Origin of the sequence: Kitasatospora sp. NPDC058218, assembly GCF_042882445.1 — a bacterium.
Classification (GTDB): Bacteria; Actinomycetota; Actinomycetes; order Streptomycetales; family Streptomycetaceae; genus Kitasatospora.
This window is the reverse complement of sequence record NZ_JBHVWC010000035.1, coordinates 39703-64961: the sequence shown is the minus strand read 5'-3', so window position 1 is coordinate 64961 and position 25259 is coordinate 39703. Positions and strand designations below refer to the sequence as shown.

Sequence of the window (25259 nt, the reverse complement as noted above, 5' to 3'; positions counted from 1 at the left end):
GGGGACGCTCACGTGGGGTCAGTTGATCCGGATGAGGCGGGCCTTGAGGACGGCGAGCAGGCCGCCGTCGACGGAGACGTCCGCCGTCCCGGACACCTGGACCGACCGGCCGCCGATGCTGACCCCGGCCGTGCCGTCGATGTCCACCTGCCGGCCGGTCACCTTCACGGTGCCCTGCCGGGCGTCGAGCGTGATGCCGTCCCGGTCCAGCAGGACGGAGGTCAGCGGACGGTTCCGTCCCGCGTACACGGTGAGCTCGATCCGGTCCCGGCGGTCGTCCAGGCGGACCTCCAGCCGTTCGTCCCCGGTCACCAGCCGCAGCCCGGAGGGGCCCGGCGCCGGCGCGTCCAGCAGCTCCACGCGGTGACCCGAACGCGAGGCCACCGAACGGCGGTTGACCTTGCCGCTGGTCGCGTCGACCAGCGGCACCTCGTGCGGTGAGGGCTGGTCCACCCCGTTGTAGAGCCCGCCGATCACGTACGGACTGTCCAACAGGCCCTGCTCGAACCCGACCAGCACCTCGTCGTTGACCTCGGGGCTCACCACCCCGCCACCGCCCTTGCCGCCCCACTGGACGGTGCGCACCCAGTCGGTGACGTACGTGTCGTCCAGCCAGGGGAACGTCAGGCGCACCGCGCCGCGTTCGGAGCCGTTCGGCTCGCGCACGTCCGTCACCACGCCGATCGCCAGACCGGGGATGCGCGGGCCGCGTCCCGGAGCGTCGGCGCCGGTCATCAGACCGGGCAGGGAGCGGTCCGGGCCGGCGCCGACCCACACGGTGGTGCGGTAGCCGCCGTGCGGCTCCAGCACGTGCTGCACGGCCGTCGCCGTGTACCGGCCGGAGAACGCCGGCCCCACGTTGCCCAGCGCCACCGGTTTGCCCGCCCGCAGCAGCGGATTGCCCTCGGCCACCGCCTCCAGGTCGCCGAAGCCGGCGCTCACCCGGGCCGCCGCCGCGCGGGCGACCGCCGCCGTCTCCGCCTGCGTCCGGTAGGGGGTGTCGGTGACGGCCACGGCCGACGTCCCGAACCGGGCGGCCGACCCGGGAGCGAGCCCCGGCACCACGGTGTCGCTGACCACGGACGGCTGCTCGGCGACCAACGGCCGCTTCGTGGCGACGTCCCAGCCGCGCACCTGCACCTTCGAGGCACCGTCGGCGGCCGACAGCGCGGCCCGCAGCGCCAGCAGGTTGCGCCCGTACTCCAGGACCATCGGGTCGAGCATGGCCGACGTCGAGGGGGAGGGCGCCCCGGACGCCTTCGCGGGCCTGGTGAACTGGAGCAGCCCCTTGTCGTCGACGCGGACCCGCGCACCGCTCTCGCCCGCGAGGAACTGCAGGAAGTCCCAGTCGGAGACGTTCGCCTGGGACAGCTGTCGGTACGTCACCGGCGCGGCCTCCACCCTCCCGACGGCCAGGCCGGCGCCCGCGGCCACCTTGCGGACGATGTCCGCGGCCGTCATGTTCCGGTACGCGACGACCTTGCGGCCGCGCTGGAGCCGGTGGGCCTTGGAGTAGGCGCGGACGACGGTGAACGACCCGGTGCCGTCCCGGTCGATCTCCAGGGCCGTGACCTCGCCGTCGAACAGCCGCTCCCGTGCCTGCCCCTTCGCCGTCGTCACCGACACGCGGAGCGGGGAGCCGATGGTGATGCCGGTGGCGCGCAGGAACTCGTGGTCGGGGTCGCGGTAGGTGAGCACGGCGGCGTCCGGCAGGCTCACGTTCTCGTCGACCACGCAGCTGACCAGCTGCGCCGCCCAGATCTGCGGCAGCTCGCCGGGGGCCTCCACGATCGGGTCGGCCGCGAAGGACCTGCCCCCGGAATCGAACCCGCTCACCGTTCCCCCTCGCCGCTGCCGTTGCCGAACCCGTTGCCGCTGCTTCGTCCGCTGTCGAGTCCGTTGTCGAGTCCGTTGTCCAAGGCGTGCCTGTCGCCGGTCGCTCGGGCGTGGTCGTCGTCCCGCAGGGCCGGCACCACCAACTCGGTGCCCGGGGCGAGCGCCATCGGGTCGTCGATGCCGTTCGCCTCCGCGATGACCCGCCAGGCCGTCGCGTCGCCGTACTCGCGCCAGGCCAGCATCGCCAGGCTGTCGCCTGCCACCAGGGTGTGCGTGCTGCGCGCGGTGCGCGCGCCCGACGTCGGGTTCTGGCCGGGCGGTTCGACGCTCGCCTCCTCGATGGACAGCGAGCAGGTCGCCCGCAACGGCGTGCCGTCCACGTCGAAGAGCGTGTACGAGACCGACAGGTTCGACAGCACCCCGTCGAACGAGGTGGTGCGCGCGCTGCCCCACTCGAAGCGCACCCAGGGGCTCGCCGGCTTCTTGCGCCCGAGACTGGCCGGGGTCGGCACGCACGCCTTCATCAGCTTCTCGACCGCCTGCTCCACCGAGTCGTCGTGGGTGGCGGTGGCGTCCAGGAAGACCTCCAGGCTCAGGGTGCGCGGGCCGCTGCCCACGAACTCGGGCAGCGCCGACTGCCCCGCCATCCGGGACGGGGACCGTCGCCACTCGGTGGTCTTGCCCAGCTGCAGGGTCGAGGGGTTGAACTGGAGGTCGAGCCGGGCGATCGTCCCGCCGGGCTTGGCCCCGACCGAGGCCGGGGGCTCTTTCAGGGTGAGCTGGGCCCTGGCGCGGCTGGCGCGTGCCGAGAAGGCCATGGCGTGGCTTCCTTCCGGAGCGGGAGTGCGGCGGTCGTCGGACGGGGCGGTGGTGGGACGGTCAGGCGGGGAGCAGTCCCGCGTGGGCGATCTCCAGGGTCTCCACCGCGGCCGCGGAGTTGGCGGGGTCGAAGGACGGACCCTGCCAGCGGACCGGGACGATCCCGAAGACCTGCCAGCTGATGATCCGGCTCAGATCGGGCCGCAGGGCCACGATCTCGCCGTCCTTCGGTTCGACCCGCCGCAGCGTCTCGTCCAGCCAGCGGCCGATCTTCGCGGTGTCGGCGGTGACCGGCCGGGTGAGGGTGATGTTCGACCAGGTCACGCGACCCGGGAGCTGCCAGGTGAAGCCGTTGTTGCCGCCCTCGGCGTAGCTCTCCATCTCGACCTCGGCGCCCATGCCGGAGCAGGTGTGGAAGGCGCCCAGGTCGTTGCCGCCGATCGCCAGCCGGAAGAACACGCTGGTCGCGAAGATGTTGTCCGTCATCGGTCCGTCGTCCGTTTCTCGTTCGTGCGGGTGCTCAGCGGCGGCCGTCGAAGGTCCTGCCCGCGCGGTCCCGGCCGCGCCGCAGCTCGGCGCGCAGCAGGCGGGCGACCGGGTCGAGCAGGCGGCGTGCCAGGTCCTCCAGGTCGAGGTCGCCGCCCTGTGGTCCGGCGTCACGCGGACTTCCGACGGTTCGGTCGGAGGCGGTGACCCGCTGGTCCGGGGTGGTGGTGCGCGGGGCGGTGGCGGTGGTGGTGGCCGGGGTGGTGGTGCCGGTGCCGGGGGTGGTGGTGGCCGGGACGGTGCCCCGGATACTGCCGGTGTCGCGTTGCACGGGGAGCGGGGGCGGGGTCGGGGGCGCCGCCGGGGGGACTCCCGGCGTGCCGCCGGGGTCCGGCGTCCTGGACCGCACCAGCGGCACCACGGGTACGGGCCGCGCCGGGGAACCGGCCCGGGAAGGCTGGACCACCAGCGGTGGCGCGTGCGGGGCGGCCACGGGCAGCGGGCCGGACGGGCGCCCGGGGCCGGAGGCACGGAGGGCTTCGGGTCCACGAAGGGGTTCGGACGGGCGAAGGGGGCCGGACGCGGACACCGGGTGCGGGCCGGGGGAGCCGGGCGCTCGCTGGACGTGCTGCGGCGCGGTGGTGGAGGGCGGGGCGGCCCAGCGTGCCGCGACCACGGGGTGGCTCACCGCGCGGGCGGCGGTGACGGGGGCCGTCGCGCTCCCCATGTCCCGACCGCTGCCGAGGGCCAGGGGCCGCGCCGCGAGCAGCTGGACGCTGCGGTGCGGAGCGGCCGGTGCCCGGCCCGGGGCCCCGGCCCGACCGGCGAGGACGAGCGGGACGGGCCCGCTCGTCCGGGCCCCTGCGGGTGGCGCGGGAACTCCGGCACGACCGCCGTGCCGGGACGCGGTGGTCGGGGACGCGGTGGTCGGGGACGTGGGAGCTGGTGACGTGGGAGTTGGTGACGGGGCCGGGGACGCGGGGTGCTGTCCCGCTCCCGGCACGGGCGCGGGTACGGGCATGCGCTGGACGGTGGACGGGGCCGCGGGGTGGTTGGCGGTCGGCGGCATCGCGGGCAGCGGGGCCCCCAACCCGGCGCGCGGACGCCGCGCGGTCCGCCCAGGACCGCCCTCGGCAGCCGGAGCCTCCGGCTGCCGCTGCACGACCGGTAGGGCCGGCCCCGAGGGCGCGGCTGCGGCGGGGGGTTCACCGGCCGGCGCCCGGACGGCCGCGCCGGTACCCAAGGGTGCTGCGGTAGCGGGGAGTTCGGCCAGCGGCGGACCGAGAGTCGGCCGGCCGGCCGCGCGTTGCACGGGGGTGTCGGAGAGGCTCTCCGTCGGGCGCTGGACGATCGGCATGCCTGGTGTGCGAGGGGCGAGCTCTGGTCCCAAGGGTACGGCGGGAGCGGGGAGTTCGAACGCCGGTGCGCCGAGGGTGGGGTGATCGGCCGCGCGCTGCACGGGTGTGTCGGCTGCGGTCTGCGCCTGGCGCTGGAGCGTGGGCGCGGCTGGTGCGGGGGTGGCGAGCTCCGGTCCCAAGGGTACGGCGGGAGCGGGGAGTTCGAACGCCGGTGCGCCGAGGGTCGGTCGGCCGGCCGCGCGCTGCACGGGTGTGTCGGCTGCGGTCTGCGCCTGGCGCTGGAGCGTGGGCGCGGCTGGTGCGGGGGTGGCGGCTTCCGGCGCCAAGGGAACGGTAGGAGGCGGGAGTTCGGACGCCGAAGTGCCCAGGGCGGGACGGTCGGCCGCGCGTTGCACGGGAACCGGGTCCGCGCCCCGTATGGGAGCCGCGTCCGCGCCCCGCACGGGTGTGCCGGGCCGGCCGGGGACGGTCTCCGCCTGCCGCTGGACGACGGGCATGGCCGGTGCCGGAGCGGGGGCGGGGCCGACCGCGTCCGAGGGCGCGGCGGGCGCGGGGACTTCGGTCGGCGGGGTGCCGAGAGGGGGCGCGTGGTCGACCGCCCGTTGTACGGGTGCGTCGGGGGACGGTCCGCCGATGTGTGCCGGGGGGACGGCGGGGCGCACGGCGGGCACCCGGCGCCTGGGTGTGGCGGGCACCCGGGCGACGGTCAGCGACCGGCCGACAGGGCGCGTCCGCACCACGGCGTGCGTCGCTTCGGCGCGGTCCGCCGGAGCCCCTTCGCCAGGGTGGCCGGGACGGCTGCCGGTGGCGGCGGGTGCCTCCCGGCCCGGTCGGGGGCCGGTGGCGGCGGGGAGGGACCCGGCTCCGGCGGCGGTCCGCTGCACGGGCCGGCCGGCGGGGGCCGCCCCCGGGGCGCTCTCGCCGGAGGCGCCGGGGACCACCGCGATGCGGCGGACCAGCGGGAGCCGTGCGGGCGCCGGGGTACGGCCGGCCCTGGCCGGGGCCGCGGTGGGGGCTGCGGCGGTCGCTTCGGCTCGCTGGACGACGGGAGCGGCGTCCGCGCCGAGCGCGTCCGGTCCGAGCACCGGCGCGGACTGCGCGGGCGGGCGGCCACGGGTGCCGGGTGCACCGGCCGCCGCACCGGCCCCCGAGGGGGCCTCCCGCCCGCCGCCGGACCGACCCGGGCGCTCGTTGGCCTCGTCGGCCCGCGAGCGGCCGGTGCCGGCCCTGACCGCGGGCGCGGCCTGTGCGGACACCGGAGCGCCCTTCGCCGAAGCACGCGCACCGGACACGCGCGCACCGGACACGCGCGCACCCGACCCACCCGGCCGCGGCCGCCCGGTGGCCTGCGCACCCGGTGCGGGAGGCGCCTCCGGTTGCGGTGCCCCCGCCACCGCCGCTGCCCCCACCGCCGCTGCTGCCCCCGCCGCCCCCGGCGCGGTGTCCGCGTCGGACGGGCGCAGCGCCCTGAGCAGCAGCGGGCCGCCGCCGCTGTGGGTGGGGTGCGCGGTGGCGGGGCGGGCGATGCCGCGGACGAGGCCGGTCGGGGCGGTCGGCAGCAGGGCGTGGGCGAGGCCAATGTCGAAGGACGGATCGCGCCAGGCGGCCAGCCCGCCCCGGAAGGCGAGTCCGTCACTGACGCTCATCGGCGCCCGGGACACGGTCAGGAGGGGTGGCGCGGTGCGGCGCCAGCCGCCGTCCCAGTCCGCGGGCACGCCCGGGCCCCGGCCGGCGGCGGCCTCCTGGACCGCGCCCGCCGCACCCGCCGTGCCCGCCGCACCCGCCGTGCCCGCCGCACCCGTGCCCGCGCCGTCCGAGGGCGCGGCCTCCGGCACGGCGGCGCGCCGGCGCACCCTGTCCCGCCACGCCATCTGTTCAACCGCCTTCGTTCATCCGGGAGTTGATCTGAGCGATCTCGGCGACCCACTGCCGGCGTTCGTCATGGGTCAGGTCGAGGATCTCGTCGCGTTGCCAGTGGAAGTGGTAGGCGATGTACGCGATCTCCTCCCTGAGCCGGGGGAGCGCGTACGTCACGATTCCCCCAGGCGCCCACCGGAGAGGTCGACCTCGAAGCCGCCCTCGCAGTGCGGGCAGGTGACCGCCGCGCGGGTGTGGCCCTCGCTGTTGACGCGCCGGTAGAAGTCCTGGAGGAACGCGACGTCGGTCGCGTACATCCGCTCCACGACCCCGGCGTGCACGTCGGTGACGGTGCCGAGCCGGGTGATGACCTGGCTGAGCAGCACCACGCTCAGGTACGCCGGGTTCTCCTTGACCCGCAGGTCGATCTGGGGCCGCAGCTCGTCGCGGGCGGTGGCCAGGCGCATCGAGCCGTGCCGGTGCAGGGTGCCCGCCTCGTCCACGTACCCGCGCGGCAGTTCGAACTCGAACTCGGTGCGCAGCGCGTGCTCCTCGCGCCGCGCCGGAGCGCCGGCGGAGGGTGCCGTCGGCGGTGCCGGGGCCGGGGCGGGCGCCGTGGCCTGGAGGATCTCCTCCAGGCTGCCCGCCGTCACCGTACGTCGCCTCATTCGACGATGATCTCCTCGAACACGATGGTCACGGACTCGGTGGCCGCGGCGGACTCGCCGGCTTTGAGGGAGGGGCCCTCCCATTTGGAGGCCCAGCCGTTCATCAGCTGGATGCGCCGGACGGTCTCGCCCGTGGAGTCCTTGATCTCGATGGTGAGGTTCTGCCGAGCGGTGTCGACGGCCCCGTTGTTCAGGGTCTCCTTGATCCACGTGGTGAACTCGCTGCTCTTGTCGAGTCCCCGGGTGATCGTGACCTCGCCGGCCTGGCGGGCGCCGGGCTGCTTGCGGATGATCTGCTTGCCGTCCTTGCTGACCTGCCGGACCTCGACGACCTCCTCCTCGACGGTCAGGCCGCTGATCTCCTGGATCGACTCGACCAGGTAGCCACCGAGCTGCACGCCGAAGATATGGGTGGAAAGAGCATCGCCCTCTGCCATGACTGTCTGTCACCTTTCCTTGCTGCTCGTCCCGGCCGTTCCGGGACCGCCGGACCTGCGGGTCACTCGTCGATGAGGCTGGTGCTGTCGGAGAACTGCGCCAGCCGGAACACCACGAACTCGGCCGGCTTGACCGGCGCCACGCCGATCTCGCAGATCACGCGGCCCTGGTCGATCGATTCCTGCGGGTTGTTGTCCCGGTCGCACTTGACGTAGAACGCCTCCGCGGCCGTCCGCCCGAACAGTGCGCCGCCCCGCCACTCCTCGGTGAGGAACGCGGTGACGTTGCGGCGGATGCTCGACCAGAGCCGGTCGTCGTTCGGTTCGAAGACCACCCACTGGGTGCCCAGGAGGATGGACTCCTCCAGGTAGTTGAAGAGGCGGCGCACGTTCAGGTAGCGCCAGGCCGGATCGGAGGAGAGAGTGCGGGCGCCCCAGATCCGGATGCCCCGGCCGGGGAAGGCCCGGACGCAGTTCACCCCGATCGGGTTGAGCAGGTCCTGCTCGCCCTTGCTCAGGCGCAGTTCCAGGTCGACCGCGCCGCGGATCACCTCGTTGGCGGGGGCCTTGTGCACCCCACGCTCGGCGTCGCTGCGCGCCCACACGCCGGCGATGTGGCCGCTCGGCGGGACGGTGGTGTTGCGCCCGGCGGCCGGGTCGAAGACCCGGATCCACGGGTAGTAGAGGGTGGCGTAGCGGGAGTCGTAGCCCGCCTCGTCGTTGCGCCAGGTCCGCACCTGCTGCGCGGAGAGACCGGGCGGGGCGTCCAGGACGGCGACCCGGTCGCCCATCTGCTCGCAGTGCGAGATCACGGCGAGCTGGACGGTGCGCACGCCCTCGGCGTCGATCTCACCGCGCTGGTGGGAGCCCATCAGGTCGGGCACCGCGACCATGGTGATCTCGTCGATGGTCTCCAGGCCGCCGAGCCCGGTGCGGGCCGCCGCGTCGCCGACGTACTCGGCCGGGTCGAGCCGGGTCACCGCGTCCTGGCCGGCGGCCGGGGCGGGCACGGCGGCGGGGGCGTCGGGCAGGGCCGCGGTCTGGTTCGCGGGCCGGCCCTGGGCGGTGCCGCGCTGCTCGGTGACCTCGATCAGCGCCGAGCCGCGGGCCTGGGTGACGAGGTAGCCCTTGACGTTCCGGCGGGCCGACACCTCGAAGGTCTCGACCACCGCCCCGTCGCGGTGGACCAGCAGCCTGAACCGGTCCTCGGGCGGGTTCTCGCCGTCCGCGTCGGCGATCTCCACCGAGACGCCGGTGAGGCCCGGCCGGGCCGCGAGCAGGAACCCGCCGAGCTCGACGGGTTCCGCCGCGCGCTGCTCGGGGCCCGCGGCGGCGGGCGCGGAGCTGTCCCGGTCGGAGCCGCCGACCCGGACGACGTACGCGGCGCCGCCGCCGTTGGCGAAGTACCCGTAGACCGCGTGGGGCAGGTAGGCGCCCTCGGTGAACCCGCCGAAGCGCTGGGAGTACTGGTCCCAGCTGGTGACGAGCGTCGGCTCGTGGAACGGGCCGGTCGGGGCGAGCCCGACGAACGCGGCGACGGCGGTGCCGACCCCTTCGATCGGGCGGGCACCGGACTGCACCTCCTCCACGTAGACCCCCGGGGTGAGGTACGTCGGCATGCTCGCTCCTTCGTGTCACCGGTCTTCGGTGGACGGTCTTCGGTGGATCTCCGGCCAGGTTCGGCGGACGGCGGACGGCGGACGGCGGACGGCGGAACGCCGTCGACGGACCAGGTCGCGCGCCGTCGCGCCCCCGCCCCCAGCCTTTCCGGCGGGCCGCCGCCGGCGGGAGGGACCGGGGGACCTGCCCGGGGGCAAGGGCGCTGCCCTCCCCGGCCCGCCGCGACGGCCCGCCGGCCGCCCCGGCTCAGACCCGCGTGACCTGGGCCACGTACGGTCCGAACTCGCCCTCCAGCACCAGCCGGCCGAGCTTGCGGTACTCCTGCGCGACCGCCGTCACCGTCTGGGCCATCGTCAGCGGTCCACCCGACTCGGCGGCGAGGTACGCGGCGGTCACCGCGCAGGCCCGGATGGAGCCTCCGGCCAGGTCGAACCGGTCCGCGCAGAAGTGGAGGTCGAGGTCGTCGCCCCGGGGCACCCGGTCGCCCAGGCAGCGGTCCCACAGGGCGAGGCGCTGCTCGGCGTCGGGCACCGGGAAGTCCGCGATCACGTCCAGACGGCGGGTGAAGGCCTCGTCCAGGTTGGCGCGCAGGTTGGTGGTCAGGACGGCGATGCCGTCGAAGGACTCCATCCGCTGGAGCAGGTACGCCGACTCCATGTTGGCGTGCCGGTCGTGGGCGTCCTTGACCTCCGAACGCTTGCCGAAGATCGCGTCCGCCTCGTCGAACAGCAGCACCGCGTTGACGGCGGAGGCCTCGGTGAAGATCCGCTCCAGGTTCTTCTCGGTCTCACCGACGTACTTGTCGACCACCGTGGAGAGGTCCACCACGTACAGGTCCATGCCCAGGTCGGCCGCCACCACCTCGGCCGACATCGTCTTGCCGGTACCGGACGAACCCGCGAACAGCGCGATCACCCCGCGCCCCCGCCCGCCGCCGGGCCGCATGCCCCACTGCCCGAGCACCTGTTCGCGGTGGCGGGCGCGCACCGCGAGCTCCCGCAGGCTGCGGTGGGTGGGGGCGGGGAGCACCAGGTCGTCCCAGCCCACCGCGGGTTCGACCCGGCGGGCGAGGCGGGCGAGCCCCGCGCCGTTCTGGGCCCGGACGGCCGTGCGCAGGTCGGCGGGGGAGACCGGGCGGCCGTCGAGCGCGGCCGTGCGCACCGCGGTGCCGGCGGCCCTCCGCAGCTGCCCGGCGTCCAGGCGGTGCGCGGCGACGGACCGGGCGAGCGCCTCGGCCCCGTCCTCGCCGACGCCCTCGTCGCCCCCCGCGCCGTGCTGCTCGCCGGCCCGCTCCAGTGCGTGCCGCCAGCGCGCGACCTGCCGGTCGGGGGAGGGGGCCGCCACCGTCAGGGTGACGGGGGTGTCGGCCGCCCAGGCGGGTTCCCAGCCGCCGGTCCCGTGGGTGAGGAAGGGGAGGCCGCGCAGGGCGTCGCACAGCGTGCGCAGGACCCTGGCCCGCTCGTCGGGCCGGTCGGGCAGCTCCTCCAGCGGCCCCAGTACGACACCCGCGCCCAGCAGCCGGGCCTCGCGGGCGACGGCCCGGGCGACGCCCGGCACGCCCCGGAGGTCGTGGGACAGCGCCGCCGGGTCCAGGGCCAGCGGCGGCAGCCCGCCCGCCCGCAGCGCGGCGACGGCCAGCCCCTCGGGATCGCCGCCCCGGCTGCGCAGGTGGACATGGCCGGTGCCGGTCCCGGCCGCGGCGGCGGCCCGGCGCAGCTCGGCCGGGTCGACGGCCGGATCACCGGCCGGACGGCCGAGCACACCGGTCAGCAGCGGGTCGGGCGCGGTGTCGCCCAGCAGGTGCGCGGTGACCCGGTCCGGGACGGTCAGCACCCGGGACAGGGGCGGCCGTTCGGGTTCGGTGACCTCCAGCAGACCGCCCGCGACGAGCGGCGCGGAGGGAGCCAGCCGGAACCGGGCCGCCGCCACCCCGCGGTGCCCGCACAGTTCGAGGGCGAGCCCGACGGTGGGCCGGCGGCGCGTCAGGTCGTCGTTGAGGTAGCCGTAGAGCCGCTCGAAGCGGGTGTCCAGGTCCGGCGCCAGGGCCACCAGCAGTAGGTCCAGGTCCAGGGGCGCCAGGGCGAAGCGGGCGGCGAGCACGGCCAGCGGCGAGCCGGGCGGCGGCGCGTCCGGACCGGGCAGGGCGGGCGGAGCGGGCCGGTGTCCCTCGTCCAGGACGCGGGCGACCGCCTCGGGGGTGAGGAACTGGCCGCGGTACGGATCGTCCGGATCGGGATCGAGCGCGCGCCGGATCGCGACGGCCTCGCGCACCCGCTCCTCGACGACCCGCAGCCGCGTCCACAGATACGGGGCCGGGGCCGGGGTCGTCGTCGCGGCCGCGGGTTCCAGCGTCCGCGTCACGGCTGCCGCTCCCCACGTCGGCGGCGGGCGGGGGCCGGCCCCCGTTCCCGGGAGCCGCCGAAACCCTCCGGACCGGGCTCGGCCACCTCCGTGTAGCGCAGGCGCCGCGCGGCCCCCGGCTCCTCCGGTGCGGTCCGGGCCGCGGCGCGGACCACGAGCCCCTCGGTGACCGGTGGGGCGACGGCGGTGGTGGCCCCGGCCAGCGGCGCCCTCACCCGCAGCCCCAGCGACGGCTTCAGCTCGCCGCCCAGCGCCGACCACACGTCGGAGGCGGCGGGCGCGTCGAGCCCGGTGCCGCCGCCGTCCAGGCCCACGATGAGGCCGAGTTCGGCGAGCGAGCCGGTGAGCAGGCGCGGGGGCAGCGCGTCGGTGGACACCAGACACCTCAGCACCTGGGAGAGCAGCCGGTGTTCGTCCTGCGGCCGGCTCGCCCACGCGGTGACGAGGTACGTCAGCTCGAACCAGCGGGCCGGGGCGCGGCGCGCGGCGAGGAAGCCGTCCGCGTCGTACACCTCGCCCGCGCCGCTGGCGCGCCGGGTGTGGTCCTCGCGGACGTCGTACAGGAACACGCACACCGTCGGGGCGCTGCGGCGGGCCGCCCAGTCGCGGGTCGGCGCGTCGAACACCACGTCGACGCCCGACGCGTCCAGGCCGGACTCCGCGAGCAGTCGGCGCAGCCCCTCGTCGACCTCGTGGATCATCGGCGGATCATCTCGTTGGGCGGCTGGACCGTGCCGCTGACCACCAGGAAGTCGGTCCGCACCGGGGAGAAGCCGGGGCCGTTCGCGGTGATGACCCGGGGCCCGGTCTGATCCTTGGCGAGGATCAGCAACTGGCCGATGAACCGGCCGTCCGGCCCGGGGACGGTCGGCGCCGCCGCGGCCGTGATGCCCGGCTGCCAGGTGAACCGCACCGGCGCGCCGGGCGGGAAGTCCTCACCACGTACCGAGGTGACGAAACCGGGCTTGCCGATCGGCGGGACCGCGACGATGCGCGGCTGGAGGATCCGCAGCTGCTGACGGGCTTCGTTGTCCCCGGGGTCGGCGTCCGTGCCGGTGGTGGTCAGGGAGCCGGTCACCAGGCCGGTGAGGGCCTGATCGGGGCTGAGGACGACCTGGACGACGGTCCGGGCGCCCGGGGCGAGGTCGGGCAGGGCGCACACCCAGGCCCGGTCGCAGCCCGGCGGCGGCCCGTCGTGGGGCACGCCCCCGGGCAGGCCCACGCGGAGCCGCAGACCGGTGGCCAGCCCTTCGCGGCCGTTGCGAACGGTGTACGTGAGGACCACGCGACCACCCACGTAACCGGGGTTCGGCTGCGCCGTGAGGCTCAGCCCGGGGCCGGCCGGCGGCGCGGGCGGCAGCGGCGGGGGCGTGCCGACCGGCGACGGGGCCGGCGGAGCGGGGGCGGGTGCCGGGGTCGGCGGCGGTACCGGGGTCGACGGCGGATCCGCCGTCGGCGTCGGCGTCGGGGTCGGGCTCGGACCGGGCGTCGGCGGGGTCGGCGCCGGGCGCACCGGCACCACGGTCCGGCCGGTGTTGTCGCTGGGACGGGGGTCGAGGACGGCACCGGTGACCGACCAGTCCAGGGGCTGGTCGCCGGGCTCGACCCCGGTGACGGTGACCGTGACCGGCACGGTGGCGCCCGGGCGCACCACGCCCAGGGCGCAGACCAGCGCCGCCGCGTCACAGGCGGCGCCGGGCGTGGCGAGGCCCGTGACGGTCACCCCGGTCGGGGGCGCGACGGTCAGCCTGGTCCCGGGCGAGGCGGCCGGGCCGTGGTTGACGACGTCCACCCGGACGGTCCCGGAGTCGCCCGCGGTGAGCGGCGCGGCCGTACCGGGTGCCTGGACCGCGAGGTCCACGGACTGCTGGACGCCCGGTTCCTTCTGGCGGCCCGGCAGCCCGGCGGTGAGCGGGGTGCGGGCTCCGGAGACCGCGTCCACCAGGGACAGCTTCTCCGGGCTGTTGGCGGCGAGGGCGGCCCGGGAGCTGATCACCAGCGTCCTGCCGTCGGAGCTCCAGGCGGCGTCGCGGGGCTGGAAGGGCCCGGTGGCGGTGGTGTCGGGCAGCTCCCGGCCGCAGGCCCCCGGCCGGTCGCGGGCCGCGTCGGGCAGCAGCACCCGGCAGCCGCCGCCCGCCGCGGCGACCAGCAGGATCCCGTTGCGCTCGTCGACCCGGCCGGCGCCGTTCTTGCGGTTGAAGGCGATGGTGGCGCCGTCCGGTGAGAACGCCGGGCTGTCGTCGACGACCTCGCAGGCGCCGGGGCAGTGGGCGGCACTCAGGTCGCGCTGCCGGTCCAGATGGTCCACGGGCACGGTCCACACGTGCTTGTTGCCCCCGCCGCCGTTGATCACCTGGTTGCGGGTGAACGCCAGGGCCGAGCCGTCGGAGGACCAGGTGGGCTGGGCGTCGCCGCCCTGGAGCTGCCCCTCGGGCGGGACGATCACGCCCCGGACCGCGCCGGTGGCGGCGTCCGCGATCAGGATCCGGCCGGGACCGGAGGCGCCGCCGGCCCCGCCGGGGGAGGTCCGGGTGAAGGCCAGGTACCGGCCGTCGGGGGAGAACGTCGGATCGGTGTCCCAGTCCCCGGGGCCGCGGTCCGCCAGCGGGAGCGCCGTCGGGCCGGAGCCGTCGGCGTCCGCGATCCAGATCCGTTCGATCCGCCCGGCCGGCAGGTCCGGTCCGGCCGGCGCGTCCTCGAAGCGGGTCACCACGATCCGGCGGCCGTCGGGCGTGTAGTTCTGCCGCTCGGTCCACGGGTCGTAGCCGGCGGCGGGCCGGAACAGCGGGTCCTTCGCCGGATCCGTCTCGGTGTCGGCCGCCGGGTCCTCCTTGAGGACGGTCCGGTTGAGGTCACGGGGGTCGGAGCCGTCCGGCCGGACGTCCTGCAGGGTCACCACGTGCGGGCCGTCCGCCGAGACGCGTTCGACCACCGCGCCACCGCCCTGGAGCGGGCCGAGCCAGGCGGCCGGTCCGACCTCGCGGTCCTCGCTGAGCACCACCTTCGGTTCGTCCTCCGAGAGCGCTTTCACCCGGAAGACGTGGTCCCAGTCGCCCTCACAGCTACAGGTCCGGTCCGGGCTAAGGAAGAGCAGGTCGTTCCCGTCGGGCAGCCAGGCTGCCCCGTGCGTGCGCCACTGTGCCCGCGGGCCCGCCAGCAGCGGCCCGCCGGTGCGCCCGTCGGTCCACCGCAGCCGGGGTCCGTCCGGTCCGGTGGCGGTGTACGCGATCCGGTCCCGGGTCGCCGGCCCGTCCACCGGGTTCCACACCGGCTCGGTGCCCGCGCCGTCGGCGGGGTCGGAGACCCGGGTGGCGGGCCCGCCCCGCAGCGGCCGGACGTAGACCTGCCGGCCGGCGGCCCGGTCGGCGTCGGAGGAGTACGCCAGCCGCGCGCCGTCGGGCGAGACCGTGGGGTGCTCCTCGTTCGCGGGGGTGTCGGTCAGCCGGGTGAGGCCGGTGCCGTCGGTGCGCACCAGCCACAGGTCGCGCTGGGTGCCACCGGCCCCGGCGGGCCGGGCCGCGTCGAAGACGACCGACCGGCCGTCCGGCGTCAGCCGTGGGTTCGCCGCGTCCAGACCGCTGGTCAGGCGGTGCACCGAGCCGTCGGCGGAGCGCAGGTAGACCTGCGGGGCCTGCTCGTCGCGGCGGCTCGCGAAGACCAGCCGGTCGCCCAGGGCGGCCGGCTGGACGTCGAAGTGCGCCGGGCCCTCGCCGAACAACGGGGGGCTCGTCGTGTCCGTCGCCACCCGGCCGAGGCTCCGGTGGCGGGTACCGGCGTACGCGATCCGGCTCTCCCCGGCGTCGGCCGCCGCGGCCCGGGCCCCGGTGCCGGCCGCGGGGGGCCGGGCCCCGCTGCCGCCCGGGCCGGCGGCCGCCGTCACCGCGAGCAGTGGCGCCAGCAGCAGCAGCGCCGCACCGGCCCTGCCCCAGCGGTGTCGCCGACGGCCGGAGCCACCCGTGCCCATCACGGTCCACCTCACAGTCCGGTCCAGCATCCATGTCCGACGGTGCCACCCTGCCGCCCCGCGGCCGCGGGGCGGCAGGGCCCCGGGGCCGCGCCCGGGGGAAGCACCGGCTGCGCTTTCGGGCAGCCGGTGCCGGTCCGGTCAGATCAGCCCGTTGCGCAGCGCGTAGCCGACGGCGTGGGAGCGGTTGCGCAACTGGAGCCGGGTGATGACCTCGTGCAGGACGTTCTTGACGGTCCGTTCGGAGTAGGAGGTGTTGCGCGCGATCTCCGCGGTGTCCAGGCCCTCCGACACCAGGCGCAGCATGTCCGCCTCGCGCGGGGTCAGCGTGGACAGGGAGACGGCGTGCGGGTCGAGGGCCGACCGCTGCAGGCTGCCGACGTGGTCGAGGAGCTTCGCGAGCAGGTCGCCGGGCAGGACGCCCTCACCGTTCGCCATCGCCAGGACCAGCCGCAGCAGCCGGTCCTGGTCGGCCTCCGCGCGCCGCAGCACCGCGGTGACCCCGCACTCGATGGCCCGCTGTAAGGCGTCACCCGAGTCGAAGGTGCCGACCACGAGCCCGGTGCGGGTGGCGGAGTTGTGGCGCAGCCGGTACAGCAGGGCGGTCGTCTCGTCGTCCACGCTGTCCACGGCGACGAGCGAGACCCGCGCCTCGTGCGCGTCGGCGTCGTCGACCAGTTCCACCTCGGGCCGCTGGCGCAGCTGTTGGACGATCCCGACGTGCAGGACCGGGTCCGAGGCGTACACGGCCACGGTGACCCGTCCGCCGGGCTCGCCGGCCGCCGCGTCGTGCGCGGCCCGGGCGTGGGCCGGGCTGTGGGCCGCCGGGCTGTGGGCCGGGGCGCGGCCCTGGGGCGGGACGGTCGGCCGCGTGGTGCCGGTGCCGGACGGGTGGACGGTGCCGATGAGGTCGGTGTGGAGCATGAGGTGTACCTGTTCCATGATGCGTATGAGGGGAGTACTGCGGGATCTGAAGGCAACAAAGCGCCTGGACAGGGGAGTTGGGAGGAGCTCACGGGGGCATCGCGGCTGCCCGGGGCCTTGCCCCCGAGTCCGTGGAGGCGGGCGGGGCGGCGGCGTAGCGTCGCGGCGTGACGACCCCAGCAGCCACTCCCAGCCCCGGCGCGCCCGGCCTCGACATCCCGTCGGTGACGGTGACGCCGGGCGGTACCGCGACCACCAGCCTGACCGTTCGCAACGACGGCGACATCGTCGAGGCGTACCGCCTGGAAGTCGTCGGTGACTGCGCTGCCTGGACGACGGTCGAGCCCGACCGCGTCTCCCTCTACCCCGGCACCTCGGAAACGGTGACCATCCGCCTGGCGCCCCCGCGTTCGCCGCGGGTGCGGGCGGGCGAGGTGCCACTGGCCGTTCGGGTCCTGCCCACCGAGCACCCCGAGGCGGTCAAGGTCCCCGAGACCACCGTGCGGGTCGAGGGATTCCGGCAGCTTCGGGCCGAGAGCGCTCCCAAGCGCCGCCGCGGCTGGCTGCGCGGACGCTACCGCCTCGCCGTCCACAACGAGGGCAACCTCCCCGTCCAGGTGGGATTCACCCCGGCCCAGCCCGGTGAGGACCTGAAGTTCGACGTCCGCCCCGCGGCTCCGAAGCTGGAGCCGGGCGAGTCGGCGGAGGTGGCGCTGCGGGTCCGCGCCGGGAAGCCCGTGTGGTTCGGGAAGCCGGCCGCCTGGCCGTTCACCGTCACCGTGGCGGAGACCGGGGCGAAGGCCGGAGCCCGGGCCGGCGACGCCGGTGAGGACGACGCAGGTGAGAACGATCGGGAGCGACCGCGGCCGGGGGCCGAGTTCGTCCAGATACCGATCTTCCCGACCTGGCTGCTGGCGGCCCTGGCGGCGCTCCTCGCGCTGCTGCTGGCCTGGTTCCTGCTGGTGCGTCCCGCCGTGCGCAGCACCGCGAGGGAGGCCGCCGACCAGGCGGTCCAGCAGCAGCCGACCCCCACCGAGGCGGCGGCCGGCGGTCGGACCCCGGCGGCGAGCCCCGGACAGCCGGGCTCCGGGGCCGGGAGCACCCCGCCCGGGGCGGGCGCGGGCGGTACCGGCACGGGAGCGGGCACCGGAACGGGCGGCGACACCGGGACCGGATCGGGGGGCGGGCAGCAGAGTTCGGCCACCATCGACCTGACGACGGCCGGCGGGGAGACCAAGGTCGGCACCTACACCGTGCCCGTGGGCAAGACGTTCGGGATCACGGACATCGTCGTCGCCAACTTCCAGGGCGACGAGGGCGTCGTGACGATCGGTTTCGGCGACCGCAAGATCACGACGATCGCGCTGGAGACGTTCCGTAACCAGGACTACCACTGGGTCACCCCCATCAGGATCACTGAGAACCAGACCGTGACGGTCCAGGTGACCTGTGCGAAGCCGGGCACTCCGGCCACCGGCCTGCAGGCCCAGGAGTGCCACGAGGTCCTCAACGTGAGCGGCGTGTTGAGCGACCTCAGGTGAACAGATGCCACACGCATCGTCTGTCAGGTTGTCCCGTGAGCAAAGGGGCGCCCGAGCCGTTCCGGCTGAAAACCGACGGTTCGGAGGCTGGGAAGGCACCCTGCTCGTGACTGTACATTCTCATTTCGGCGGCCCTGGGCAGCTCCGGCCCGGCGTTCGAATGTGAACCTGACGGTCGTTCAAATACGGCTGAATCCGATCCCTCCCGGCGCCCGCCCGGCCGTTCGGGCGCCGACGAGGCAGGACAGTGGCCGTCCCCGGCGTGTCGGCGCGTACCGAGGGCCGGCCCGCGTCACGGGCCGGCCCTCGTCAGCTGCCGGTACGCGTCACGAACCGGCGCGCCTGCGGGCAGTGTCGCCGGCCAGCGACCGGTCGTGCCGGTACGCCTCCTCCGCCCAGCTCGCGAGGTCGCGCAGCTCGGCCTTGAGCTCGTCCCAGGTCTTCATCAGGGAGCCCATCGTCCGGAGTTCGAGGGGGACCATCATGGCGCCCTCCTCCTCGTGCGGGGCGATCTGGTTCATCCCGCCGAACACGCTCTGCTGAGGGATCTGGGGGACGCCCTTCAGCGTCGACTCGGCGAACGAGAGGAGGGACACCGGGAGGCCGTCGATCTCCCGGGTGGCGTCGTCACGGAACTCCAGGTTCGCGCCGCCGTCGCCGGGATCCTCCTGGAACTGCGCGAGCAGGTCGACGATCGCCTCGCTGTTGTCCGAGAGGAATTCCTGGAACCCGGGGTCGAGGAGCGCGCGGACGTCCGTGAGCTGGGAGCGGGACAGCACGACCGTCAGGTTCTTGATCTGGCCCCGGTCCTCGTCCTGAGCGAGGTAGTCGGCCATGGCCGCGACCTGCATGAAGAACAGCTGGCTGTAGCCGTCCAGGGCGTCCGTCTCCAGCCGCTTGCGCTTGCGCGCCGACTCCTGGCCCTGTTCGTACCGGGCCACGACCTGCTCGGCGAACGTCTTCGACTGCGAGAGCCGGAACCGGGCGCGGGGGAGCGGCGCCCCCGGGGCCTGGGGAGCGGCATCCCGGAGGTGGTCGAAGAACATCGGCATCCCGGCCAGCGGCACACCGACCGAGTAGTGGACGAACAGCCCGTCGCCCATGCCCGGGGCGCCGGCGTAGTTCGGGAAGTCGAGGTCCGGGGCGATCCGGGCGTCCTGCCCCGCGGGCAGGATCTCCAGTTCCAGGCCCATGCCCGCCAGCGGGGTCTTCGCGGTGGCCCGGTAGAACGCCTCGCGCACCGTCCTGATCTCGTCGACCAGCCGTTCGAGGGCCGCCGGCCCGGACTCGCTCCCCGTGCCGACCACCGAGACCGCCCCGGTCACGAACTCCAGGTTCGAGTAGTCGGCCCCGTTGCGCAACGACCGCTTGTCGGAGACCAGCTTGAAGTCGGTCGCGGTGCTCTCGGCCAGGTCGGTGTCGCCCTCGTACGTCGCGCCGCCGGACGTCTCGACGGGCATGTCGATCTCCGTCTCGAACCCCAGCTTCCGCTGCACGGCGGGCTCGCCGGCCCCCGCGGCGGCGGCGCCCGGCTCCGCCCGCCGGACCGCCTCCGGCCGGCCGGCCGGCCGCGCCATCACCCGTCGCGCGTTGGCCTCGGCCTCGCGCTCGAAGGAGTCGCCGGGATGGCTGACCCGCAGGCCGTCCCCCCGGTCGGTACCGGCGACGGCCCCCTTCCGCTGCTGGATCACATGGGTCAGCTCGTGCGCGAGGGTGTGCTTGTCGCCGCCCCCGTGTCCGAGGACCACGTCCCGGCCGGAGGTGTAGGCCCGCGCACCGATCTCGGCGGCCGACCGCTGGGCGGCCGCGCCGGTGTGCAGCCGCACGTCGGAGAAGTCCGCTCCGAGCCGCCCCTCCATCTCCGCGCGCACCGGCCCCTGGAGCGGCCGCCCGGCCCCCCGCAGGACATCGTGCACGCTGGACCGCTGGACCGGGTCCGAGCCCTGTTCCTCCCGCCCGCCCCGCGCCATCCGGGCCACGACCGCGTTGCCGATGCTCCGCTGCAGCTCACGAGCCTGCTCGGGGGACATCGCCCCCGCCACGGGCCCGCTCACCCGCGCCTCCCGGGCCCTGCGGTCACCTCCGCCGGCCCGCTCGCCGCCGTTCCCCCTGCGATCGTCCGCCCTCGCGCGCACTGGCCCTCCCGGTCGCCTACCGCTGCCTTGCCCTCCTCTCCCTACACCGCCGGCACCTGCCGCTCCCATCCCCGAAAGTGCACCCCTGGGGCCACGCCCCCTGCCCGACCCGGCTGATCCCGGGCCCACGGGCCGCCGGGGGGGCGTGGCGGCTCCGGTGCGGCGGCTCTCGTGGCCGCCACCCGTCCGCGATGACGCAACCGTATGTGCACGATCGACGATCGATGCCTGATCCCTTCTCGCCTTCATGAACACGTCATGAAGGCGAGAAGGGATCACCCCCGCGCCGTGATCGATCCACGGTTCGAATAACGCGGCGGAGGCCGCACCCGCCTTACCGGCGTGAGCGGACGGCGTGGCCGGAACGGGGCCTCAGGCCTCGCTGCCCGCGAGCAGGGTGAACAGGGGCGCCAGGCCGGAGCCGCGGACCGAACTCGTCAGAGGGGCGAGTTCCGCGCAGATCTTGTCCACGCCCTCCTCGCCCAGCACGGACAGGCCCCCCGACCAGGACAGCTCGTCCGTCTGCTGCTCCACCTTGTCGCGCAGTTCCCGGCCCGCGGTGGTGAGGGCACCGGAATCGGCGTCCAGCAGGCCGCGGGCGACCAGCGCCTCGGCCGCCCCGGACCACTCCTCCGGTGTCCAGCCCCGCAGCTCGCGCATCATCTCGTGCTGACCGAGGTCGGCGACGAGCATGTGATGGGACTGGAGCCCGGTGACGCCGGCGGCGACCCAGGCGGCCAGATGCCCGTCGCCGCGATGTTCCCGTACCGTGCTGGCGAGCTGCCACAGTGCCGCGACCGGGTCGTCCGGGAGCGGGAGAGCGGCATTGGCGGCACCGAGCGGGCGTCCGGTCGTCACGAGCGCCGACGGCAGTCCGGCCAGCCGCGCGACCAGTGGCCCGGCGATCTCGTCGGTGACGCCGGCCTCCCGGAGCAACTCGCCCGCGAGGGCGTTCCGGCGCTCGACGCACTTCGCCGGAGGCACCAGCCCCCACGCGGCGGGGATGGCCTTGCCCACCATCTCCGGCGCGTAGCCGCCGAACGTGGCGACCACCGTCGCGGCGTCCACCGCGCCGAGCGGAGCCGAGCGGAAGGCGATCAAGGTCATCCAGAATCCCCGGAGGCCGAGTTCCTTCCCGACGGCCCGGGTGTGATCCACCGACAGCGCCGGCTGGTAGAGCACCTCCAGGCTGTGCCAGAGCCGCCGTGCCGGGTGCGCGCTCATGCGTCCACCGCTTCCGGGACGCGGAGGATCAGAGCGGAACCCTGGCCGCCGCCACCGCACAGCGCCGCGGCACCGACGCCGCCACCGCGGCGCCTGAGTTCGAGCGCGAGCGTGAGCACGAGGCGGGCACCGGACATGCCGAGCGGGTGCCCCAGGGCGAGCGCGCCGCCGTTGACGTTGACCTTCGCCTCGATGTCCTCGTCACGGAGCCCGAGTTCGCGCGCGGAGTGCAGGCCGACCGCCGCGAACGCCTCGTTGATCTCGATGAGGTCCAGGTCGTCGACCGACAGGTTCTCCTTGCCCAGCGCGTGCCTGATCGCGTTGGACGGCTGCGACAGCAGGGAGTTGTCCGGACCGGCCACGTTGCCGTGGGCGCCGATCTCGGCCAGCCATTCGAGGCCGAGCTCCTCGGCCTTGGCCTTGCTCATCACGACGACGGCGCATGCGCCGTCGGAGATCTGCGAGGCCGAACCGGCGGTGATGGTGCCGTCCGCGCCGAACGCGGGGCGGAGCTTCGCCAGTCCCTCGGGCGTGGTGTCCGGCCGCACGCCCTCGTCGGTGTCGACCACGACCGGATCGCCCTTGCGCTGCGGGACCTCGACCGGCACGATCTCCTCGGCGAAGCGGCCGCTGCTGGTCGCCGCGGCGGCGCGCCGGTGCGAGCGCGCGGAGAACGCGTCCTGGTCCTCGCGGGAGATGCCGGCCTTCGCGCTGTGCACGTCGGTCAGCGCACCCATGAGCACCTGGTCGAAGGGATCGGTGAGACCGTCGTGCGCCGTGACGTCCAGCATCTCGACAGACCCGTACTTGGTGCCGGAGCGGGAGCCGGGCAGAACGTGCGGGGCATTGGTCATCGACTCCATGCCGCCCGCGACCACGATGTCGAACTCGCCCAGGCGGATCTGCTGGTCGGCCAGGGCGATCGCGTCCAGACCCGACAGACACACCTTGTTGACGGTCAGGGACGGCACACTCATCGGGATGCCGGCCTTGACCGCGGCCTGGCGCGACGGGATCTGCCCCTGGCCGGCCTGCAGCGCCTGACCCATGATCACGTACTGCACGGCCTCCGGCGCGAGGCCCACGCGCTCGAGCGCCGCCCTGATCGCCAGGCCGCCGAGGTCAACCCCGGATAAGTCCTTCAGCGAGCCCAACAGCCGGCCCATCGGCGTGCGCACTCCACCGACGATGACAGAGCCTGACATGTTTCTCCCATGCAACGACGACTGATTGCTTCTGATTATTGGACCTGACGGTCAGCTGGTCGACCCCCCAGGAGTGTTGTTCGCGTGGGGCAGGCGCAGCGCGATCAGGGCTCCGACCACCCCCGTGGCGGCCATCACCAGCGCGGTGACGAAGCCGGCGTGCGGCGCGTCGGACGGAGCGTGCATGAGGTTCAGCAGCACCGAGCCGAAGACCGCGACGCCGATGACCTGGCCGAGCTGCATCACCGTGGTCAGCACGCCGCTGGCGTCCGCCGCGTTGGCCGGTGGCACCTTCCAGAGCGCGATGGTGAACAGCGGGCTGAACGCCGAGCCCATGCCGAGGCCGAAGAGCAGGATGCAGATCTCCATCCAGACGGAAATGTGACCGGAATCCATGGCGAGGGCGAGACCGATCAGCGCCAGCATGGTGAGCGACAGGCCCGCCGTGGGCAGCAGTCGGTGCCATCGGGCGGGCAGCTTGCGCCAGTTCATGCTGGCGAAGCCGAAGGCGCACGCACTGGGCAGGAACACCAGCCCGGCGGCCAGCGCGCCGTGGCCCAGGCCGGTCTGCACGAAGAACGCGATCAGGAAGAGGATGGCGCCGTAGTTCGCGGTCGCGGCGAGCAGCGCCAGCGCGCCCGCCGCCATGCCGGGCGCGCGCAGCAGCGCACCGTGGACCAGCGGTGCACCGCCGGTCCGGCTCGCCCGGTTCTCGACCGACACGAAGGCCAGCGCGAAGACCACGCTCAGCGCCAGGCTCACCCACGTCCACGCGGGCCAGCCCAGCTCGTGCCCGAGGACCAGCGGCAGCACCAGCGCGATCACCGCGAGGGACAGCGTGGCCAGGCCCGGCAGGTCGAGCTTGCGGGACGGGTTGCCGGTGTCCTTCGGCAGCGTGCGCGCTCCGGCGATCAGCAGCACCAGACCGACGGGCACGTTGACCAGGAACACCGGCCGCCAGTCGGTGCCGAAGATGTCGGCGCTGACCAGCACACCACCGGCGATCTGGCCGACGATCGCGCCGCCGGCGATCACCGTGGCGTAGGCGCTGAGCGCCTTGGCCCGGGCGGTGCCCGCGAAATTCAGCTGGATGAGGCTGAGCACCTGCGGCACCATCAACGCGGCCCCGGCTCCCTGCACGAACCGGAAGACGATCAGTGCCACCGCCGACCACGCCAAGCCGCAGGCGAGCGAGGCCGCCGTGAAGACGGCGGCCCCGGTGAGGAACATCCTCCGGCGGCCGACGAGGTCGCCGAGCCGCGCTCCGGTGATCAGCAGGACGGCGTAGGTGATGATGTAGCCGGCGACGACGAGCTGCAGCTCGGCGCCGTTGGCGTGCAGGTCGGTGCCGATGCTCGGCGCCGCCACGTTGGCGATGGCGACGTCGAGGATCGCGATGAACACCCCGGTCAGCAGAACGGCGAGGAGTCCGCGCGACGACGTCTCGGCGCGCGCGGCCACCGTGTTGTTGGACATGCTGCGTCCCCCTACTGCGCGAGCGCCTGGAGGCGCTGCTTCGCGCGTTCGGGCAGGACGTACTCGCCGTCCCGTTCGATCTGGTCGTACAGCCGCTCCACGCGCTCGTAGTGGGCGTCGAGGTTCTGGTCCAGCAGGTGGTACTCGGACTTGTTGTACACACCGAACTGGAGGTCGGTCATCAGCCCGAAGGGGTTGATGTGTTCGTTGTGCCGGGTGCCGAACACCAGGTGCAGGAACTCGTCGATGCCCTCGTAACCCAGCGTGGTGAGCAGGAAGTCGATGGAGTCCCGCTTGCGGGTGATCTGGTAGTCGCGTTCGGCCGGGTCGACGATGAAGTCGAGGCCGCTGGACATGCCCGCCGGGTAGTGCACCTTGTTGAAGCAGCGGAAGTCGATCGTCAGCCGGTCCTTCGGCGAACCGGGCAGCGTGCCGTCGCCGTGGGCCCGGTAGTTGTCGAAGACCAGCGCGTCACCGACCCGCGAGTCGCAGTAGTAGCCGGGAGACGGCGTGTCGGCGTACCGCTTCTCCCAGTACTTGGCCATCAGGAAGTCGCGCACGGTCGGCAGGTCGATCTCGGAGAGCTTGCCCTCCAGGAACAGGTAGAGGGCCTTGTCGACGGCGGCCTTCTCCTCCTTGTCCACGCCGTATTCCATGATCTTCTCGTACGCGAACTGCAGGTTCGGCGCCTCGACCTCGGCCTCTTCGAAGATCACGAAGGGCTGCCGGTCGAGCGGGGTCGGCGTCACCGCCGTGTGGAAGCTGCGGTACTCGGTCGGGAAACCGAGCCGCTTCTTCACCAGCGACGGGATCTGCAGCGCGATGCCGCTGGCCGAGTGGGTGCCGTAGGAGCGCTTGTTCGCGGTGACCACGAAGGCGTTGACCACCGCGGTCTCGACCTCGGGGAAGTGCTTGTGGACGATCTCCTGGTTGAGGTCGTAGAAGCGCTTGGCCGACGGTATGAACAGCACGCAGTTCTCGAACATCGTCGACAGCGGGAAGTAGCTGCCGATCGACGCCTCGGCGAAGCTCTCCTGGATGACGGCCTGGCACCGCAGCTGCCGGGCCAGGTTGTCGGCGAGGCCGTCGTCGAGGTTCATCTGCTCGACGACGGTGGGGGTCGTGTCCGGATAGAAGCAGCTGGGATTGAGGACGCGCTTCGGCGGCAGCCGCGACTCCACCTCCCCGGCGTCCACCGGGTACTTGTCCAGAACCGGCATCAACTTCTCGGCGTGCGCGCCGGCGGACGTGTGCAGGAACGTCCCGCTGGGCTGGTAGGTGCCTGTCATGACGGGTTCCTGCTCGGATTCTGCACTCATGCCGTTCCACTCTCCTGTCGATCCGGGTG

At 74.5% G+C, this 25259-nt stretch carries 18 protein-coding genes; 1 reads left to right on the top strand and 17 read right to left on the bottom strand.

All coding sequences use genetic code 11. The annotated features are described in order from the left end of the window. Positions 1–18 precede the first annotated feature (18 nt). The 12 genes from ACFVYI_RS22340 to ACFVYI_RS22285 all read right to left on the bottom strand — a co-directional run bounded on the left by ACFVYI_RS22340 (position 19) and on the right by ACFVYI_RS22285 (position 16348). On the bottom strand, positions 19–1836 hold the full coding sequence (locus tag ACFVYI_RS22340) for a VgrG-related protein (protein ID WP_387888267.1): 1818 nt from the start codon (positions 1834–1836) through the stop codon (positions 19–21). Continuing rightward, positions 1833–2654: a LysM peptidoglycan-binding domain-containing protein gene (locus tag ACFVYI_RS22335; protein WP_387888266.1), complete on the bottom strand. Its 822-nt coding sequence runs from the start codon at positions 2652–2654 to the stop codon at positions 1833–1835. The genes ACFVYI_RS22340 and ACFVYI_RS22335 overlap by 4 nt, the downstream gene beginning before the upstream one ends. Before the next feature lie 61 nt (positions 2655–2715). Next, on the bottom strand, positions 2716–3141 hold the full coding sequence (locus tag ACFVYI_RS22330) for a phage tail protein (protein ID WP_030394849.1): 426 nt from the start codon (positions 3139–3141) through the stop codon (positions 2716–2718). 34 nt (positions 3142–3175) lie between these two features. Continuing rightward, the gene (locus ACFVYI_RS22325) at positions 3176–6370 is read right to left on the bottom strand and encodes a hypothetical protein (RefSeq protein WP_387888263.1); all 3195 of its coding nucleotides are present in this window, start codon (positions 6368–6370) and stop codon (positions 3176–3178) included. A 4-nt stretch (positions 6371–6374) separates the two neighbouring features. After that, the gene (locus ACFVYI_RS22320) at positions 6375–6533 is read right to left on the bottom strand and encodes a DUF6760 family protein (RefSeq protein ID WP_387888261.1); all 159 of its coding nucleotides are present in this window, start codon (positions 6531–6533) and stop codon (positions 6375–6377) included. Further along, a complete protein-coding gene (locus tag ACFVYI_RS22315; protein WP_045943038.1) occupies positions 6530–7024 on the bottom strand; it encodes a zinc-ribbon domain-containing protein in 495 nt (164 codons plus the stop codon). The genes ACFVYI_RS22320 and ACFVYI_RS22315 overlap by 4 nt, the downstream gene beginning before the upstream one ends. After that, on the bottom strand, positions 7021–7461 hold the full coding sequence (locus ACFVYI_RS22310) for a phage tail protein (RefSeq protein ID WP_329884140.1): 441 nt from the start codon (positions 7459–7461) through the stop codon (positions 7021–7023). The genes ACFVYI_RS22315 and ACFVYI_RS22310 overlap by 4 nt, the downstream gene beginning before the upstream one ends. Before the next feature lie 62 nt (positions 7462–7523). After that, entirely contained in the window at positions 7524–9080 is a 1557-nt protein-coding gene (locus tag ACFVYI_RS22305; RefSeq protein WP_387888257.1) for a phage tail sheath family protein, read from the bottom strand. Positions 9081–9327: 247 nt separating this feature from the next. Further along, positions 9328–11442 (bottom strand): AAA family ATPase, encoded by a 2115-nt coding sequence (locus tag ACFVYI_RS22300; protein ID WP_387888255.1) that lies wholly within the window; start codon positions 11440–11442, stop codon positions 9328–9330. Beyond that, positions 11439–12143, bottom strand: a complete 705-nt coding sequence (locus ACFVYI_RS22295) for a DUF4255 domain-containing protein (protein ID WP_387888252.1) — start codon at positions 12141–12143, stop codon at positions 11439–11441. The genes ACFVYI_RS22300 and ACFVYI_RS22295 overlap by 4 nt, the downstream gene beginning before the upstream one ends. Further along, the gene (locus ACFVYI_RS22290) at positions 12140–15406 is read right to left on the bottom strand and encodes a hypothetical protein (RefSeq protein ID WP_387888250.1); all 3267 of its coding nucleotides are present in this window, start codon (positions 15404–15406) and stop codon (positions 12140–12142) included. The genes ACFVYI_RS22295 and ACFVYI_RS22290 overlap by 4 nt, the downstream gene beginning before the upstream one ends. Before the next feature lie 141 nt (positions 15407–15547). Beyond that, positions 15548–16348 (bottom strand): LuxR C-terminal-related transcriptional regulator, encoded by an 801-nt coding sequence (locus tag ACFVYI_RS22285; protein WP_387888249.1) that lies wholly within the window; start codon positions 16346–16348, stop codon positions 15548–15550. A gap of 149 nt (positions 16349–16497) precedes the next feature. Here ACFVYI_RS22285 and ACFVYI_RS22280 point away from each other — a divergent pair, with 149 nt between their 5' ends. Then, positions 16498–17871, top strand: a complete 1374-nt coding sequence (locus ACFVYI_RS22280; protein WP_387888246.1) for a hydrolytic protein — start codon at positions 16498–16500, stop codon at positions 17869–17871. A gap of 326 nt (positions 17872–18197) precedes the next feature. Here ACFVYI_RS22280 and ACFVYI_RS22275 read toward each other — a convergent pair whose 3' ends face one another. From ACFVYI_RS22275 to ACFVYI_RS22255, 5 genes are all read right to left on the bottom strand, one after another. Next, on the bottom strand, positions 18198–19925 hold the full coding sequence (locus tag ACFVYI_RS22275; RefSeq protein ID WP_387888244.1) for a DUF4157 domain-containing protein: 1728 nt from the start codon (positions 19923–19925) through the stop codon (positions 18198–18200). A 453-nt stretch (positions 19926–20378) separates the two neighbouring features. Further along, positions 20379–21230: a hypothetical protein gene (locus ACFVYI_RS22270; RefSeq protein ID WP_387888242.1), complete on the bottom strand. Its 852-nt coding sequence runs from the start codon at positions 21228–21230 to the stop codon at positions 20379–20381. Further along, positions 21227–22435, bottom strand: coding sequence for an acetyl-CoA C-acetyltransferase (locus ACFVYI_RS22265; protein ID WP_387888240.1), 1209 nt, complete (start codon positions 22433–22435; stop codon positions 21227–21229). The genes ACFVYI_RS22270 and ACFVYI_RS22265 overlap by 4 nt, the downstream gene beginning before the upstream one ends. 51 nt (positions 22436–22486) lie before the next feature. Further along, positions 22487–23911: an MFS transporter gene (locus tag ACFVYI_RS22260; RefSeq protein WP_387888238.1), complete on the bottom strand. Its 1425-nt coding sequence runs from the start codon at positions 23909–23911 to the stop codon at positions 22487–22489. Positions 23912–23922: 11 nt separating this feature from the next. Further along, positions 23923–25230, bottom strand: a complete 1308-nt coding sequence (locus tag ACFVYI_RS22255; protein WP_387888235.1) for a hypothetical protein — start codon at positions 25228–25230, stop codon at positions 23923–23925. Positions 25231–25259: the final 29 nt, after the last annotated feature.

What these genes read in the sequence shown, in the direction of transcription:
- ACFVYI_RS22305 (WP_387888257.1), bottom strand. Translation starts at nt 9,080, where the DNA reads ATGCCGACGTACCTCACCCCGGGGGTCTACGTGGAGGAGGTGCAGTCC.
- ACFVYI_RS22270 (WP_387888242.1), bottom strand. Translation starts at nt 21,230, where the DNA reads ATGAGCGCGCACCCGGCACGGCGGCTCTGGCACAGCCTGGAGGTGCTC.
- ACFVYI_RS22260 (WP_387888238.1), bottom strand. Translation starts at nt 23,911, where the DNA reads ATGTCCAACAACACGGTGGCCGCGCGCGCCGAGACGTCGTCGCGCGGA.
- ACFVYI_RS22315 (WP_045943038.1), bottom strand. Translation starts at nt 7,024, where the DNA reads ATGAGGCGACGTACGGTGACGGCGGGCAGCCTGGAGGAGATCCTCCAG.
- ACFVYI_RS22255 (WP_387888235.1), bottom strand. Translation starts at nt 25,230, where the DNA reads ATGAGTGCAGAATCCGAGCAGGAACCCGTCATGACAGGCACCTACCAG.
- ACFVYI_RS22285 (WP_387888249.1), bottom strand. Translation starts at nt 16,348, where the DNA reads ATGGAACAGGTACACCTCATGCTCCACACCGACCTCATCGGCACCGTC.
- ACFVYI_RS22295 (WP_387888252.1), bottom strand. Translation starts at nt 12,143, where the DNA reads ATGATCCACGAGGTCGACGAGGGGCTGCGCCGACTGCTCGCGGAGTCC.
- ACFVYI_RS22330 (WP_030394849.1), bottom strand. Translation starts at nt 3,141, where the DNA reads ATGACGGACAACATCTTCGCGACCAGCGTGTTCTTCCGGCTGGCGATC.
- ACFVYI_RS22265 (WP_387888240.1), bottom strand. Translation starts at nt 22,435, where the DNA reads ATGTCAGGCTCTGTCATCGTCGGTGGAGTGCGCACGCCGATGGGCCGG.
- ACFVYI_RS22290 (WP_387888250.1), bottom strand. Translation starts at nt 15,406, where the DNA reads ATGGGCACGGGTGGCTCCGGCCGTCGGCGACACCGCTGGGGCAGGGCC.
- ACFVYI_RS22310 (WP_329884140.1), bottom strand. Translation starts at nt 7,461, where the DNA reads ATGGCAGAGGGCGATGCTCTTTCCACCCATATCTTCGGCGTGCAGCTC.
- ACFVYI_RS22335 (WP_387888266.1), bottom strand. Translation starts at nt 2,654, where the DNA reads ATGGCCTTCTCGGCACGCGCCAGCCGCGCCAGGGCCCAGCTCACCCTG.
- ACFVYI_RS22325 (WP_387888263.1), bottom strand. Translation starts at nt 6,370, where the DNA reads ATGGCGTGGCGGGACAGGGTGCGCCGGCGCGCCGCCGTGCCGGAGGCC.